The sequence below is a fragment of the Alteromonas lipotrueiana genome, from assembly GCF_019249245.1.
GTDB lineage: Bacteria > Pseudomonadota > Gammaproteobacteria > Enterobacterales > Alteromonadaceae > Alteromonas > Alteromonas lipotrueiana.
On record NZ_JAESDK010000011.1, the window covers coordinates 104,401 to 119,642 of the forward strand.

Here is a 15,242-nt window from a genome sequence, read left to right on the forward strand (position 1 = left end):
TGGTTCAGCTGTTTGGCGTATAGTATTTTCAGGTTAAAAACAGTAAATTAGATGGTTTTAAATATACTTACGGGTCGCGAACAAACATGAATATACGTAGTGTAATAGCACTGTTATTTTGCAGCGTTTGTTTGATGGGACAGCCTGTCATGGCTCAGCAAAGTGAAAAAGCTCAATCACTCAACCCATCAGAGGCTGCGGTTAAAGCGCGGCAGCGGGTACAGGGCCGGGTATTAAAGGTCGAACAGGGCTCAAAAAAATATCGGGTAAAGGTCTTAAAAAAATCGGGGCGAGTGGTCTCTGTTGATGTTGATAAACAGTCCGGTCAAGTTCGCCAACCACCTAAAACAAAGGACAATGACCGCTAATGCGAATACTTGTAGCTGAAGACGACAGTCGTTTACTTACTCAGCTTGATACCTTATTGCACCAGCATGGCTACAGTGTGGATTTAGCTGATAACGGCCAAAACGCACTCTATTTAATAACCGAAAACCCTTACGATGTAGCCATAATCGACATTGGTTTGCCAAAGCTTGATGGTTTTGATGTGATTCGCAAGGCCAGACAACAAGAGGTTGGTTGCCCTGTATTAATTCTCACAGCACGAGACCGGTGGCAGGAAAAAGTTGAAGGCCTGGACGCCGGCGCTGATGATTATCTGACTAAACCTTTTCATAACGAAGAATTACTTGCCCGGGTTAAAGCACTTATTCGACGCGCATCAGGGCAAGCCAACCCTGTGGTTGAGCACGGACCGCTTAAGCTAGATACGGTTACCGAAGAGCTTACCATTGCCCAGCGGCAACTGGAGCTTACCGCTTACGAATACAAAGTTATGCATTATTTAATGATGAACCCGCAAAAGGTAGTTTCAAAAACCGAACTTACTGAACATATTTATGACCAGGACTTTGATCTTGATAGTAATGTCATTGAAGTTTTCATTGGTCGTCTTCGCAAAAAACTTGACCCTGACGGCAACCTGAAACCCATCGAAACATTACGTGGCCGCGGTTACAGGCTAAGCCGTAATTTGTGAAACACTTTTCATTGAAGCTGCGCAGTGTGTTGGCGGCGTTGCTGGCACTTGCTGTATTTATACCAGTTACAGTGTTTGTATTAGATGAAGCCTATACCCGCAGTCTGACACAGGCAAAGTTCAGCGAACTAAAGTTAATGAATCTGGCGTTGGTCTCGGCTTTTGAATTAGAGGGCGACAACCCCAGGATGCCCGAGTTCCTTTACGAGGATCAGTTAAATTTGCCCGACTCTGGCTACATAGGAATGATTGTTTACCAACAAAATATTATCTGGCAATCAGCATCAGCGTTAAATACTTCTGTGACCATTCCAACTTTAATGCCGGCGGTAGGTGAAGAGATTTTCCAGCCGCAATCTAACCTTATTAAAGACACGCCTCCCGCGTACTTTATGTTTAGCTTCACCGCCGAATTTGAAAGCTCTGACAGTTTTGAGCCGGTGCACTTTTATATCTTTAACTCCCGACAAACCTTTAATGAAGAGCGCGAAATGTTTTTAGCGACGGTGTGGCGCGGGTTGCTATTTTTAGGTATAGGCTTGCTGCTTTTGTGGTTAGCAGGCATTGGCGTAGTACTGACGCCGGTTAGAAAATTAATTGATGAAATACGCCGCACCAGTTTGGGTGAACAAACGACATTGAGTAATAACTATCCCGCCGAATTTTCCGGTCTGAAAAAAAGTATTAATCATTTACTTCAAACCGAAGAACAACAACGACTTCGCTACAAAAACAGTTTGGGCGATTTGGCGCACAGCCTTAAAACTCCTCTTGCCGTAGCATTAGGCACGCGTGGTTTACCCGATGAAGCCCGCGAAGCCTTATTGCAGGTAGACATGCTGATCCAACGTCAGCTGAAACGCGCCACGGCCGGCCAGTCGGGCTGGCAGTGTGCAGTCTTTGTCCATCCCGTGTTTACCCAGCTTGTTAATGCAATGCATAAAGTTTATCGCGATAAAGATTTGATTATTGAACAGCACGTAGCGTCAGACCTGACGTTTTATGGAGATAAAACCGATCTATTTGAACTTCTGGGAAACCTGCTAGACAACGCCTGCAAAGCCGCCCGCCAGCAAATTAAATTAAGTGCCTACACCAACGAGCACTATTTGGTTATTACCGTAGATGATGACGGCCCGGGCATTGCGCACACTCAAAGAGCGCACCTGCTTGAGCGGGGTGCTCGTCTTGACACCTACACAGAAGGTCAGGGTATAGGCATGGCGGTGGTGAGTGATATCGTGGCGATTTATCAGGGCCGGCTAGAAATTTTTACCAGCGAATTGGGCGGGGCAGGTATTCGGGTGCATCTGCCCTACCCCTCAGTATCTTAAACCCGCGCTTTACTTTCGCCGGCTGATGACAGTAACACCGCCAGCCATTGACTTTCAGCACGCGACTCCAATGCTATTTTCACCACCATGGTTAATGGCACCGACAATAGCATCCCCACTGTGCCGAGTAACCAACCCCAAAATATCAGAGATAAAAACACCACCAGCGTAGACAACCCCATGCCCCGCCCCATCAGCCTTGGTTCGATAAGATTACCCATCACCGTATTGACCAGCATAAAGGTAAGGGCGACTAATCCAGCCGAAGCAAAGCCATATTGAACAAAGGCAATCAGTACCGCTGGTAGAGCAGCGATAATAGAGCCGATATTAGGGATGTAGTTCAGCATAAATGCCAGCACGGCCCACAACAAAAAGTGGTCGATGTTCATTATGTACAACACTATTGCGATAACCAGTCCTGTAGCCAGACTAACCACGGTTTTAATAGCCAGATAACTGTTTACCGATTTAATAAACCGGTCGATATGTTGCATTTTCATGTCAGGATCTGACAAAGCAATATGTAATCTTGAAGGGATACTGTCTGCTTCGAACAACATGAAAATAACCGTAAGCAGTATTAAAAATAGATTGGATAATACACCGCCCATACCTGACAAAAAGTTGGTAGCCAAAGACATTGCCATGCCCGGATCCAGATGCGTGGTGATCAATTCGCGGTTGAGGGCAATACCCATAGTTCCCAGACGGGTGATAACCCAGTCAAATTCGCTGGCTAATGTGAGCCGGTATTCTGGCAAATTTAGTCTGAATTCAGTCAACGATTGACCTACCAGCCCGGCAAGTAAAAAACCAAATACAACAATTAAGCTGATGACTAATGTTACCGACAACCATTTAGGAATTCGGTGTCGGGTCGCCCAGTTAATAAGCGGACTGCAGGCTATAGCAATAAAGCCGGATAAGAAAAACGGGACCATGATAGCTGATGCGGCTTTTATTCCTGCCAGCACTACAACCAGGCAGGCCAATACAATAAGCGCTTTAGCAGCGGGCGACTTTAGTTCCATAATAATCAAATAACTCAGTTAGTAAGTATAAATGATACCACTCCTTGCAGATATGGTATGTGTCTGTTGGGTTTTATTATGCCTTGTAAATACGATAAACAGCATAACGACCAGCAGACAGAGACAAAGATTAAAAATTTGTATCTATGCATACGGATCTGAATATCACAGGATATAGAAAAATTATCCAAGCTATCATTTTGTAGACAAACAGAACAGATAGATAGAAATACCTGCTGATGTGCTGACAGCTTCAAAACAGCGTTTGTAACAAACCAAATTATCGAAATAGTGACTGGTGAGGTAACGGTTGGGGTTATGACCATTACCTTTTTACGATAAAACTGACTCCGATTATTGCGACACGCCGGCTGAAATCAGTATTCCCTGTACCTGGCCTATTTATAGCTTTATGACGCTGTTTTAAGTGCGCTCTAAACCTCAAGGAATTCAATGTGAAAATACTTATCACCGGTGGTACCGGTACTATTGGACGTCGACTGATTGAGCGTACCGCGCAACAACACAATTTTACTGTGTTGACCCGCGATAAAAATAAAGCTGCACAGCTTTTGCCCAACACCGTCACTCTTATCACTTCATTGTCACAAATTGATGACTTTCGTCAGTTTGAGGCAGTGATAAATTTAGCTGGCGAACCTATTGCTGATAAACGCTGGACCGATGAGCAGCGACAGCGTATTTGCGACAGCCGCTGGGATATTACCCGGCGTCTTACTACCCGCATTAGTGAATGCGACAATCCGCCTAAAGTGTTTTTATCGGGTTCGGCCATTGGTTATTACGGTCGCCAGGGGCAAAGTATTGTGACCGAAAACGAGCATCAGGTTAACGAAGAGTTTACCCACACTGTCTGTCGAAAGTGGGAAAAGCTGGCGCTGGAGGCGAACAAAGTTACCCGTGTATGTGTATTGCGAACCGGGGTTGTGCTGGCTAAAGGAGAAGGTGCTCTGGGTAAAATGACATTACCGTTTAAGCTCGGTCTGGGCGGCAAAATGAGTGATGGTAAGCAATACTTCTCGTGGATTCACGTAGATGACATGATTAATGGCATTTTATTTTTACTTGAAAATGAAAGCTGTGAAGGGCCATTTAATATGACGGCGCCCGAACCCGTAACCAACAAAACGTTTACTCAGACCCTGGCGGCCGTTTTACATCGTCCGGCTTTTTTTACCGTACCAGGCTTTGTGCTCAAGGCTGCTATGGGCGACGCAGCAGACATGCTGCTTACCGGTCAAAATGTACTACCAGCTAAATTAACCGAAGCCGGCTTTTGCTTTGATTACCCGCAATTACGGCAGGCGCTCGAAAAAGAGTTAGGCTGAAGCATTGGTTTACATAATTTTACGTAATAGCTGACTGGTGTTTAATGTAAGTAAACGCCAGCAGCCTATCGCTCCTAGCAAACCTACCACGGCCGCCCCTACTACCGGTGCAATCAACCAATACCAGAAGTGGAAAGAAGCAGGCATATTAAATAACTGAGTTTGCAGCAAATACAGACTCAGTTCGTTTGCCAGAGCCGCCATAAATCCAGCAACAATACCGATGATCACAAACTCGTAAACCACACTGGCCCGAATCAAACTGCCTTTGGCCCCCAGGGTTCGTAAAATCGCCAGCTCTTGCTGACGCTCATCCATGCTCGCCTGCACCTGAGCGATTAATACCAGCGAGCCTGCTACCAGCACCAGAATAAGTATAAACTCAACCGCTAGTGAGACCTGTTCCACAATGCCTCGCAGCTGATTAATGCGGGCATCTACGTCAAATAACGTAACGGAAGGAAAAGGCTTTAATAACTCAGTGAGCCCGGCCTTTTTCTCGGTGGGCAGATAAAAGCTGGTTATGTAAGTTGGAGTAAAATTTTGCATGGCTGCAGGCGATAATATAAAAAAGAAGTTAGGCTGCATGCTCTGCCAGTTTACTTCCCGAAAACTGGTAACACTGGCTTTCACTACTTCTGAGCCAATATTAAAGGTCAGCGTATCACCTATTGAGATATTGAGTCTGCCGGCCACTTCATGCTCTACCGAAACCGCAAATTCGTTATTTTCAGCCTGAACATCACCATGCCAATTACCTTCTACAATGCGGTTTTCGTTTTGTAGGGTATTGCTCCAGGTAAGGTTTGCTTCGCGTCCCAGACCATCGCGCCCGTTGTCATCTTCAGACTCCTCTTCTTTAGTCACCTCGGTATTTACTTTTTCGTCGTTTACCGACACAAACCGGCCGCGAACCACAGGATAAAAGTGTCCTATTTCGACATCGTTTTGCTCAAAGTGGGTGTCCAATTCAGGCTTTTGTTGTTGGGTGATATTAATCAAAAAGTAATTGGGCGTGCCTTGAGGAAGCTGAGCCTGCCACTGGGCTATCATATCGTTTCTCATCACCAGCACGACCAACAGCAGCATAATGGTAATTGAGAAACTGATTAACTGAACACTGTTATCCATAGCGCGGCGTGAAATTCGCGCCCAGGCCAGTTGCCACGGTCCCATTTGATTGGTGGCAAACTTGCGACCAACAAAAATCAGGCCTACGGTAACCAAAATCAGTGCTGCTACCAGAACCACACCTGACACAAATAAAATGGCGCTTATTTCAAGATTTTGGCTGTAAGCCCACATCAATAGAAAAACTGCAAGGCCAGATACCGCAAACTGAAGAGTGCGTGAACTTAGGTTTGAATCTAAATCTCGACGCAATACTCGCAGCGGCGGAATAGAAAATAAACGAAGCAGCGGGTACATCGAAAATAATACGGCACAGACTACGCCGGTAAACACCGCAATAATTACCGGCCGCCAATGCCACACAGCAAGGCTTACCTCAACGGTACCTGCCAGCGCACTAACTACCACCTGTTGAATAGCTACCCCTGCCACTATGCCAATAACAATACCTAACGTGGCAATAAAGCAAATCTGCAGGGTATACACTTTTCGAATCATGCTGCGGGTCGCCCCCAGCGTTTTCATAATAGCCACGGGGTCGAAGTGACGTTGCGAATAGCGCTGAGCCGCCACCGCAATAGACACCGCCGCCAGCACAATTGCTAACAAACTGGCCAGTAAGAAGTATTGTCCCGCACGGGCGACTGAACGCCCTATGGGGGATTCGTCGTCTTCCACAGACTGCCAGCGATGCAGCTCGTCATTGAGTTGTGGCTGCAGCCAATCATAGTAGTCATCAAGCTGACCATTATCACCGGCAAAATAAGCCTTGTAGGTAACCCGGCTGCCGGGACCGGTAATGTTTGCCGCGGCTAAATCCTGTTGGTGAATCAGTACCAGCGGGTCGGTACTGAACAACGAAAATCCAGCATCGGGGACTTCGGCCAGAACCCGACTGACCGTAAAACTGGCATCACCAATTTCAATGTTCCCCCCAGGCTCAATACCTAGTAACTGGAACAGCCGTGAGTCAATCCAGGCCGTTCCCGGTTCGGGGACTTGCTGAATTTTTTGCTGTTCGCCGAAAGGCTCATTTGCTACCGTTATCGCGCCCTTTAAAGGGTAGTTATCATCAACCGCGCGTAGGTCGGCCAGTGACATATTCTCATCGCCAAAAACCATTGAGCGCAGCTGAACCTGACTGGCGGTAGCAATATCCTGTGAACGAGCCTCACTAACCCAGCTTTCGTCTAAGGGAGCACGTGCTCGTAATTGTCTGTCTGCAGCCAGAAACGTCGCTGAACGCTCAGTCAGTGCGCCTTGCAAACGCTCACTAAACAATGACAGTGACAATACTGCGGCAACCGACAAAATAATCGCTGCCAGAATTATAGTAAGCTCGCCGCGGCGCGCCTCGTGTTTAAATAAGCGCCACGCGAGTTTGCTCGCATTACCCATGACTTACATCCTTGCGCTCAGCGGTCTGCGCAGCGGCCTCGGTAAGCTGACCTGCCTGCATCACCAATTGCCGATCGCAATGACGTGCAAGCTCTTCATCATGAGTAACCAGAACCAGTGTCGTGCCAGAGTCGTGGTTTAGCGCAAAGAGTAATTTTTCTATTTTTTCGCTGTTGGCGGCATCCAAATTTCCGGTGGGTTCGTCAGCAAACAAAATTTTAGGCTGACCAATAAACGCCCGCGCGATGGCCACGCGCTGTTGTTCACCCCCTGAAAGTTGATTAGGATAATGCGAACCGCGGTGCCCCAACCCTACTTGCTCCAGAATTTCTTTCGCTTGTGACCGAGCATTTTTTGCTCCGGCAATTTGGGCTGGTAGCATCACGTTTTCCAGTGCAGTAAGACTTTGTACCAGCATAAAACTTTGAAAAATGAAGCCAACTTTAGCGCCCCGAAGTTGTGCACGTTGCTCTTCGTTCATTGTGTGCAATGGTTCATTGTCTAAGAAAATTTCGCCTTCAGACACCTCGTCCAGTCCGGCAAGCAAACCTAGCAGTGTGGATTTTCCTGAGCCCGACGCACCTACTATGGCGACTGACTCTCCTGACTTGACTTCAAAAGAAATTGGTTTAAGAATCTCCAGCTGACCTTCATTCGTAGTAACCTTTTTGGTTATCTTGCTGGTTTTAATCATAAGGAGTCACCGCAGTCGTGTTCATTCAAATTTCTCGTGGTTTTAGACAGTTCTCTGTCGCATTGTTATTTTTACCCTTTTTGCTGTTAGCAGATCAATCTCTAGCCGGAACTGCTCAATCTCAAAGTCAGCAAAAAACGCTACTGGTTGTGGGTGACAGCTTAAGCGCAGGCTATGGTTTACAACAGCATGAGGGCTGGGTAAATTTGTTACAAAACTTGTGGGCTGCCGATGCGCGTAGGATTGAAGTGATAAATGCTGCGATAAGCGGCGAAACCACCGATGGAGGTTTAGCACGCCTTCCCAGGTTACTAAAACAACATGAGCCCAGCCACGTGCTTATTGAGCTGGGCGGTAACGATGGTCTACAGGGGCATCCGGTTGATAAACTAAAAATGAACCTCAATAAAATGATTCGTCTGGCCCAGCAATCGGGGGCAAAAGTCATTTTACAAGACATGGAAATCCCTTCAAATTACGGACGTCGCTATACCACTATGTTTGGCGAGGCGTTTGATGAAGTGGCTAAAAAACATGACGTTGTGCTTATTCCCTTCTTTTTACAATCGGTAGCACTTAACAAAGATTTAATGCAAAACGACGGTATTCATCCGAATAAAGAAGCGCAGCCTCTTATTGCCGAGTATATGAACAACAAACTAAAACCCCTCATTTTTGAAATGAATTAAGCGTTTGTCCGGTTAGTATTTGAATAACAACATCATGATTGAACATAAAAAAACCTGATGCGGCAAACATCAGGTTTTTTGTGCTTCAGCCTTTACTGATTAGGCTCAATATATTGTGGCGGTGTGCTATCGTCATTCTGATAGTTCATGTAACGGTCACGTAAATCGGTTTGCCGACTGCGCATTTCAACCGCTTCACCATTTACAAACACCTGTTCGGCATACTCTGTAACTTCAAGTGGATCGCCACTCCAAATCACAACATCGGCGCGCGCGCCATTGCGTAAACTGCCGACCGAGTCCTGAACCCCAAAAATGCGAGCAGGATTGCTGGTTAAACTCGCTAACGCGGCTTCATGAGACAGTCCATTTGCTACAGCGTTACCGGCATGCTGAGTGGCCAGACGAATATTGTGGGTTTCCATACCAATGGCAAGCGTAACGCCGGCCGCTTCAAGACGAGCAGCGTTTTCCATCGAGGCACCAAGCGCATCAAAGCTGGACGGCAGATTCATTTCTGGATTAATAATAACCGGAATGTTCGCCTTAGCCAGTTGGTCGGCAACACGCCACGCCTGAGCACCGCCCATCAATACGATGTTTGTTTGTGGGTATCTGTCTTTGAACGACAATATTTGTAAAATGTCAGACTTACGATTGGCTTCCATCACCAGCGGAATATCGCCCGCCAGTACTTTTTTTAACACCGATAAATCTGCACGTGTATTTAATCCCTGCCAGGTGTCGCCCGGCGTGGGTATGTCACCCAATGTCTTTGCTTCATCAAACAAATACTGCAAGGTTACCCACAGTGATGCACGCGATCCTCCGGAGTTTTTGGCCGCACTAGCACCCACATCCAATACAATAAACGCACGGGGTTTAAGAAGCGGCGCTTCGGCACCAACTGAAATAATACTGCCCTGCCCTTGAAATAAATGATCGGTATTTGAAAGTGTGGTAGCCGCGGAGGTAATACCTTCAAGTCTGGAGACCTCCATTAATGTTGAGTCAGGATTAATGGCATAACTGACATCAAATGCGGCGCCCGTATTTGAAATGCTGGCATTGTTCACCGAAGCATCAACAATGCCCGCCCACGAGGCAACTTCGACCAGGCCTAACGAGGTCATCGCGCCAACCAGACCCGGGGTAACGACTTTACCATTAGCATCAATACGCTCATAGTTTGAAGGTATGTCGCTACTTTGAGATATCCGTTCAATTTTGCCGTCTTTAATGAACACCGTGGCGTTATCTATCACGCCCTGTTCGGTTTGAGTGTGAACTTTTCCACCCACAATGGCGATATTGGCAGCCAAAGCGGATGAACAACAAGCTGCCGATACTAAAGCGGCAATCATTAGTTTTTTCATTGTGCTTCTCCTTCCGCTTTTTGGCCCGTTTCAAAATCGCTGACGGGTTGTGACTGTGCATCGTTTAAATCAAACGCAAGGCCACCATCGATGTATACTTTCTCGGCTTTGGTGTAGGTTGAAAACGGATTGCCATTCCACAGTACAATATCGGCATTTTTACCGGTTTCCAGTGAGCCGGTTTTGTCGAATATCCCCATTGATTTGGCAGGGTTAGCTGATAACCAGGCCCAGGCATCAGCCATGCTAATGTCTATACCTGCACGCTTGCCATCAGACCAGGCTTTTGCTGCTTCCTGATTTAAGCGCTGAATACCTAATTCGCTGTCAGAATGCACAATTGCACAGGCTCCGGCCGCATCTACCATTGGGATATTTTCACGAATGCCGTCATAGGCTTCCATTTTAAAGCCCCACCAGTCTGCCCACATCGATGAACATACATTATTTTCTTTTAGGCGATCAGCAATTTTGTACGATTCTACCGCATGGTGAAATGAGCTAATCTGATAATCAAATTCTTGCATCATATCCATCATAGTGACCATTTCATCGGCTCGATAACAATGCATATGCACCAAAATATCGCCATCTAGCACGCCTGCCATGGTTTCAAGATCGAGGTCACGCTTAGGAGGTGTCGGATTTTTTCCCGCCTCAAACTCGCGTTCGTATTTATCCCACTTAGCCATATAATCCTGCGCATCAGACCAGGCCTGTCGATAGCCTCTGACATTTCCCATGCGTGTCATAGGGCCGCCTTTTTGACCATATACACGTTTAGGATTTTCGCCACACGCCATTTTCATTCCGTAGGGTGCATCGGGAAACTTCATGTCCTGCATAGAACGGTTGGGTACATTTTTAAGCACCACCGAACGCCCGCCAAACAAATTACCTGATCCTGGTAAAATTTGTAACGAAGTCACTCCGCCTGCTAAGGCCCGGCCGAAACCCGCATCTTGTGGCCATACCGAATGCTCAACCCACACCCCTGGGGTCACAGGTTTAACCATTTCGTTACCATCGGCCAAAGAACCAATAGAAGGCGAAGGATAGACGCCCAGATGACTGTGGTTATCAATGACACCCGGTGTTACCCACTTACCTTTACCATCGATAACATTGGCATCTGAAGGATAATCGAGGCCCTGGCCAACGGCCTGTACTTTACCCTCGGCAAAGTAAATCATGCCGTTTTCAATACGCTTACCCGCACCATCTAAAATAGTAACGTTAGTAATAACAGTAGGCTGGCTTTGCAATGGTGTGTAAGTGCTGGGGTAAGGATTTGTATCTAGACTGACTTTATTAGTGGTTGTACTGTCGGTGTTTTTGTTCTGGGTAGACTGACATCCAGTAACAAATAACGGAACCAAACAGGCCAACGCAAGAGTTAAATGCGAGCGTGAGTGTGCCATGAATTTTGTAATACCTTTGTGTTGAGAATAAGAGTCTTATTCGTTTTGTTATTGTTGTGTATTTAGACCACATTAACGCTACTTTAAGCATTTTTCAAAATGAAGTGCTATTGAGACTAAGCAACGTACTCTTGCGAGGACTGACGGCGTAGTACTTCTACAATGTCATCGGCTTTATTCAGACGCCGAATATCGTTGAATAATAATTCGGCCTGGGGATATTGGCGCTTAAGATATCCACACCATTGTTTTATACGATTTGGATAATAGCGTCCTTTGTCACCGTAAATTTCGTAACCCGAATACTTAATTAATAGTGACGCCAGCTCGGGCCAGGCCATCGGCGACTCGTTCTGTTTTATACAACGCGCCAGGTTGGGTAAAGCCAAGGCTCCACGCCCAATCATTAAATCGTTACATTGCGATTGCTGCTGACATCGTACCGCATCTTCTGCACTCCATATTTCGCCATTTGCGATTACCGGTATAGAAATATGCTGTCGAATACGGGCTATCCAGTCCCAGTAAGCGGGAGGGCGGTAACCCTCAGTTTTGGTGCGAGCATGGACCACAAGGTGAGTAGCGCCTGCTTCGGCAATAGCAATAGCGTTGTCAATTGCTAGGGATTTGTCTTCAAAACCAAGGCGAATTTTAGCCGTTACGGGCATGCTTTTATCTACCGCCTGGCGTACAGTATTGACGATGTCGTACAGTGTTTGCGTTTCTTTGAGTAATACTGCCCCGCCTTTGCTTTTATTCACGGTTTTGGCCGGGCACCCAAAATTTAAATCGACCCCCGGAGAGCCAAGCTCGACCGCGGTCATAGCATTTTCGGCCAACCACTGTGGGTGTTGTCCTAACAGCTGAACACGTACCGGCACACCCGCTTTGGTTTTGCCGTTGTTGTAAAGCTCGGGACACAATCGATAAAAGATTTTTGGTGGCAGCTTTTGGTCTACCACCCGAATAAATTCGGTGACACAAAGATCAAAGCCACCTACTTCGGTGAGCATTTCACGCATCAGGTGATCAACCACACCCTCCATCGGGGCCAACATAACATTCATAGTACGCTGCGGTATCTTGTCTAAAATAAGGGCGCGAAGTGTAACAAATCACCATTACTGAGGCCATTAAACTTAGTGGTAGCCGCTACTTAGAGGCTTCGTTCATGGGTTTCTTTTGTGCGACTATTACAAGCATTAATAATCTGCATACGCTGCAAGTGAGTCAAAGTGGGCCAGGCTTTGATTTGGCTTATACTCCGCTTGCAGCCCTCACACCGGTTATTGCTAGCTAACTTACAACAACCAATACACGATGAGACCCGCTGCGGCGGAGAGTTATTGTTACCCATTATTGAGTTTAGCTTTGTCAGCTGGCTGCCCCTTTATCCACAAACATACAAATACTTCAAAACGTGCCTGTAGCTGTTTTACCGCCTCTTCTTGTGAACAAGCCTCAAGATTTACCCATTGTTGATGGGTTCCGGTGTAAATAAGGGCGCGATACGTAAACATAAAAAAAGACCTGTGAATAACAGGCCTAAAATATACATCTAGACGTCTAAACGTTCAAGCGGCTTTTTGAGACTTACGAAATAAAGCTAGATATTCGCCGCCAGAATAAAGTCCAGCGCGCCACAAATAGCGGCAACCTGAGCTTTATTACAAATTTGAGGCGTAGCATTGGGACTGTCGGGATAGACCTCAGTGGTCGTCACATAAGGCGCATCCGTCATGCCACCACACAAATGCAGCTTTTTCTTGTCGTAGCATATCACCCCCTCGCTTTGAATAGGCTCACCAATTAAGCGTCCTTCTTCATCTGCCGGGGCTATATGAGTGACTTGGCTTACCGCCTCAACCACTGCTTTTTGAAATTCAAGTTGAGGCCGCTGCGAATCAGCTACCGTATAAAAACCGTCTGGAATATTCCAGTTATGATTAACTGTCCCCTCGCGTGCAGCTAAGGCTGGCCTGAATTCGCTGTTGTCCGTGTCGGTGGTTTCGTGTAAATCAATATGTGCCAGAAAAGTAGTATCTAAAGAGGCTAAAAAAGCCATAATCTGCGCTGCTTCGGGCGCCGGGCTGTCTGCAAAAAACGACCGGTTTGGGTCTAGCGCCAGCGGATCCCAGCGATTAATCGTCTCGTAACCCCATGGGCTGACACAAGGTACGACTACAATATTAAAACGTGATGCATAGAGCGCCATCTCATTGTTAATAAAGTGCAGCGCACCTTGTACACCGCTGGTTTCGTAACCGTGTACCCCCCCGGTAACAAGTATTGAAGGCTTTGTTTGAGACATTGAGTCACTCACTACCGCGTGAAGAGGGTAACGATCCACATCATAAGGTAAAGCCCCATACTGCACTACTTTAAAGCCTTTCAAACTGGTGGGTAGCTTAGCCAGTACTTCATCGTTATAGCTGCGCTTTACCGATTGTTCTGCCAGCCACTGGGCTTTATGTTCATTGTTCCAGGGTTTACCAGACTCCCCAATGGAATAAGACTGCATAGTTCCACTCTTTGTTGCAAAAGAGTAAATACTAACATAGCCAAAAAATAGCTTCAGTGACCGGGTAAATTTGTTTAATACGCATGTGCCAAATATTGTACATCGCGTTCAAACGCTTCTTTGTCACAGCTTATTAATAAGAATAATTTTGGTTTTAGAGATAACAACAAACTATGGATTTGATGCGGCGCTCTATTTTATTTTTGGTCACCGGTTCAAGCTTGAGGGCCCGCGTGCGTTAAATGAGTTTATAGAGGCGTAAAATGCGTCGATGCGAACTAGTATTACCGAAATCTTAGGTGAAAAAGTTGAGCAGAATGAGCTGAGGATGTAAAAAAATAATTTTTGGGAGATTCTCGCTATTCTATATTTCCATCCTTTAACTTGAATCTGTTCGGTGTTTAACTTTTTAAAATAAATTGCACAGCTGAAAACTTCAGGTACGTGTGCGCAAATAGAAAACGGCGCAAAATCGCGCCGTTTTTAACTAGTTAATGACGATTATTTTTCGTCATCTTCTGGCATATCTACTTCAATTTCTGGTACTTCTACTGTTTCTTCCTCAGTTGTTACTTCAACTTCAGGAACTTCAACAGTTTCTGTTTCAGTATCAATATCGACGTCTGCAGTATCAACGTCATACTCAGGCATTTCACCGCCTTCTACGTCAACATCTGGCATTTCGCCTTCGTCAGTTTTCTTTACTTCGTATTCTGGCATTTCGCCGCCGTCAGCATCTACACTCGGCATTTCGCCTTTTTCTGTTTTATCTACATCACAACCCGTAACGGCAAAAACGACTGCAGATAAGGCGATTATTTTTTGAAACTTATTCATGGCATCCTCCAAGATATAAAAACAATATATAGCAAGCACATGTCGCGCCAACTTTTAATATTTGCAAAGCAAAATTGTCAAATGGCCTGCTCACGACTTGCAAGCGATTGGAATTATGTACGACAAAAGCGATAAGATGGATGTAAAAAAGTGAAAATATCAACAAATTCAAATGGATTTAAGCAAATAGAGAAAATTGATCAGGAAATTCTTACTTAGTTAATGACGATATTACTTATTTTTAATTACTTTTAGCAATCAGGGGGTTAGGTTGGACGGTAGGCCAAACTTTATTACAGCGGATACAAAAAAGACCAGCTAAATCAGCTGGTCTTTTTAAAATGGCGTCCCCTAGGGGATTCGAACCCCTGTTACCGCCGTGAAAGGGCGGTGTCCTAGGCCTCTAGACGAAGGGG

Annotated in this window: 15 protein-coding genes; 5 read left to right on the top strand and 10 right to left on the bottom strand. The window is 46.0% G+C overall.

The genetic code is table 11. From position 1 onward, the window contains the following. The first annotated feature begins 86 nt into the window (after positions 1-86). The 3 genes from JK130_RS09200 to JK130_RS09210 are packed head-to-tail and all read left to right on the top strand — an operon-like array spanning position 87 to position 2,376. Positions 87-368 (top strand): PepSY domain-containing protein, encoded by a 282-nt coding sequence (locus tag JK130_RS09200; RefSeq protein ID WP_218354018.1) that lies wholly within the window; start codon positions 87-89, stop codon positions 366-368. After that, the gene (locus JK130_RS09205) at positions 368-1,042 is read left to right on the top strand and encodes a response regulator transcription factor (RefSeq protein ID WP_218354019.1); all 675 of its coding nucleotides are present in this window, start codon (positions 368-370) and stop codon (positions 1,040-1,042) included. Before JK130_RS09200 ends, JK130_RS09205 begins: the two co-directional genes overlap by 1 nt. Further along, positions 1,039-2,376: an ATP-binding protein gene (locus JK130_RS09210; RefSeq protein ID WP_218354020.1), complete on the top strand. Its 1,338-nt coding sequence runs from the start codon at positions 1,039-1,041 to the stop codon at positions 2,374-2,376. Before JK130_RS09205 ends, JK130_RS09210 begins: the two co-directional genes overlap by 4 nt. Here the strand turns inward: JK130_RS09210 and JK130_RS09215 are convergent. Beyond that, positions 2,373-3,410 (bottom strand): AI-2E family transporter, encoded by a 1,038-nt coding sequence (locus JK130_RS09215; protein ID WP_218354021.1) that lies wholly within the window; start codon positions 3,408-3,410, stop codon positions 2,373-2,375. The genes JK130_RS09210 and JK130_RS09215 overlap by 4 nt on opposite strands. Before the next feature lie 455 nt (positions 3,411-3,865). On the opposite strand from JK130_RS09215, the gene JK130_RS09220 reads away from it, so the two are divergent. After that, positions 3,866-4,759 carry a TIGR01777 family oxidoreductase gene (locus JK130_RS09220; RefSeq protein WP_218354022.1) on the top strand — a complete coding sequence of 298 codons (894 nt, stop codon included), beginning with the start codon at positions 3,866-3,868 and terminating at the stop codon, positions 4,757-4,759. 9 nt (positions 4,760-4,768) lie between these two features. Here JK130_RS09220 and JK130_RS09225 read toward each other — a convergent pair whose 3' ends face one another. After that, positions 4,769-7,288, bottom strand: a complete 2,520-nt coding sequence (locus JK130_RS09225) for an ABC transporter permease (protein ID WP_218354023.1) — start codon at positions 7,286-7,288, stop codon at positions 4,769-4,771. Beyond that, entirely contained in the window at positions 7,281-7,982 is a 702-nt protein-coding gene (locus tag JK130_RS09230; RefSeq protein ID WP_218354024.1) for an ABC transporter ATP-binding protein, read from the bottom strand. Before JK130_RS09230 ends, JK130_RS09225 begins: the two co-directional genes overlap by 8 nt. Before the next feature lie 17 nt (positions 7,983-7,999). Here JK130_RS09230 and JK130_RS09235 point away from each other — a divergent pair, with 17 nt between their 5' ends. Beyond that, entirely contained in the window at positions 8,000-8,671 is a 672-nt protein-coding gene (locus JK130_RS09235) for an arylesterase (protein WP_343210992.1), read from the top strand. Between the two features lie 92 nt (positions 8,672-8,763). Here the strand turns inward: JK130_RS09235 and JK130_RS09240 are convergent, their stop codons facing one another. The 7 genes from JK130_RS09240 to JK130_RS09270 all read right to left on the bottom strand — a co-directional run bounded on the left by JK130_RS09240 (position 8,764) and on the right by JK130_RS09270 (position 14,826). Beyond that, positions 8,764-10,047 carry an amidohydrolase family protein gene (locus JK130_RS09240; protein ID WP_218354025.1) on the bottom strand — a complete coding sequence of 428 codons (1,284 nt, stop codon included), beginning with the start codon at positions 10,045-10,047 and terminating at the stop codon, positions 8,764-8,766. After that, positions 10,044-11,468 (bottom strand): amidohydrolase, encoded by a 1,425-nt coding sequence (locus JK130_RS09245; RefSeq protein WP_218354026.1) that lies wholly within the window; start codon positions 11,466-11,468, stop codon positions 10,044-10,046. The genes JK130_RS09240 and JK130_RS09245 overlap by 4 nt, the downstream gene beginning before the upstream one ends. 116 nt (positions 11,469-11,584) lie before the next feature. Further along, entirely contained in the window at positions 11,585-12,535 is a 951-nt protein-coding gene (gene dusC / locus JK130_RS09250; protein WP_218354027.1) for a tRNA dihydrouridine(16) synthase DusC, read from the bottom strand. Positions 12,536-12,624: 89 nt separating this feature from the next. After that, on the bottom strand, positions 12,625-12,825 hold the full coding sequence (locus tag JK130_RS16820; protein ID WP_218354028.1) for a DUF1289 domain-containing protein: 201 nt from the start codon (positions 12,823-12,825) through the stop codon (positions 12,625-12,627). After that, a complete protein-coding gene (locus JK130_RS09260) occupies positions 12,818-12,988 on the bottom strand; it encodes a hypothetical protein (protein WP_218354029.1) in 171 nt (56 codons plus the stop codon). Before JK130_RS09260 ends, JK130_RS16820 begins: the two co-directional genes overlap by 8 nt. Before the next feature lie 86 nt (positions 12,989-13,074). Further along, positions 13,075-13,989 (bottom strand): M14 family metallopeptidase, encoded by a 915-nt coding sequence (locus JK130_RS09265; protein WP_218354030.1) that lies wholly within the window; start codon positions 13,987-13,989, stop codon positions 13,075-13,077. A 501-nt stretch (positions 13,990-14,490) separates the two neighbouring features. Next, the gene (locus JK130_RS09270) at positions 14,491-14,826 is read right to left on the bottom strand and encodes a hypothetical protein (protein ID WP_246587743.1); all 336 of its coding nucleotides are present in this window, start codon (positions 14,824-14,826) and stop codon (positions 14,491-14,493) included. Positions 14,827-15,242 lie beyond the last annotated feature (416 nt).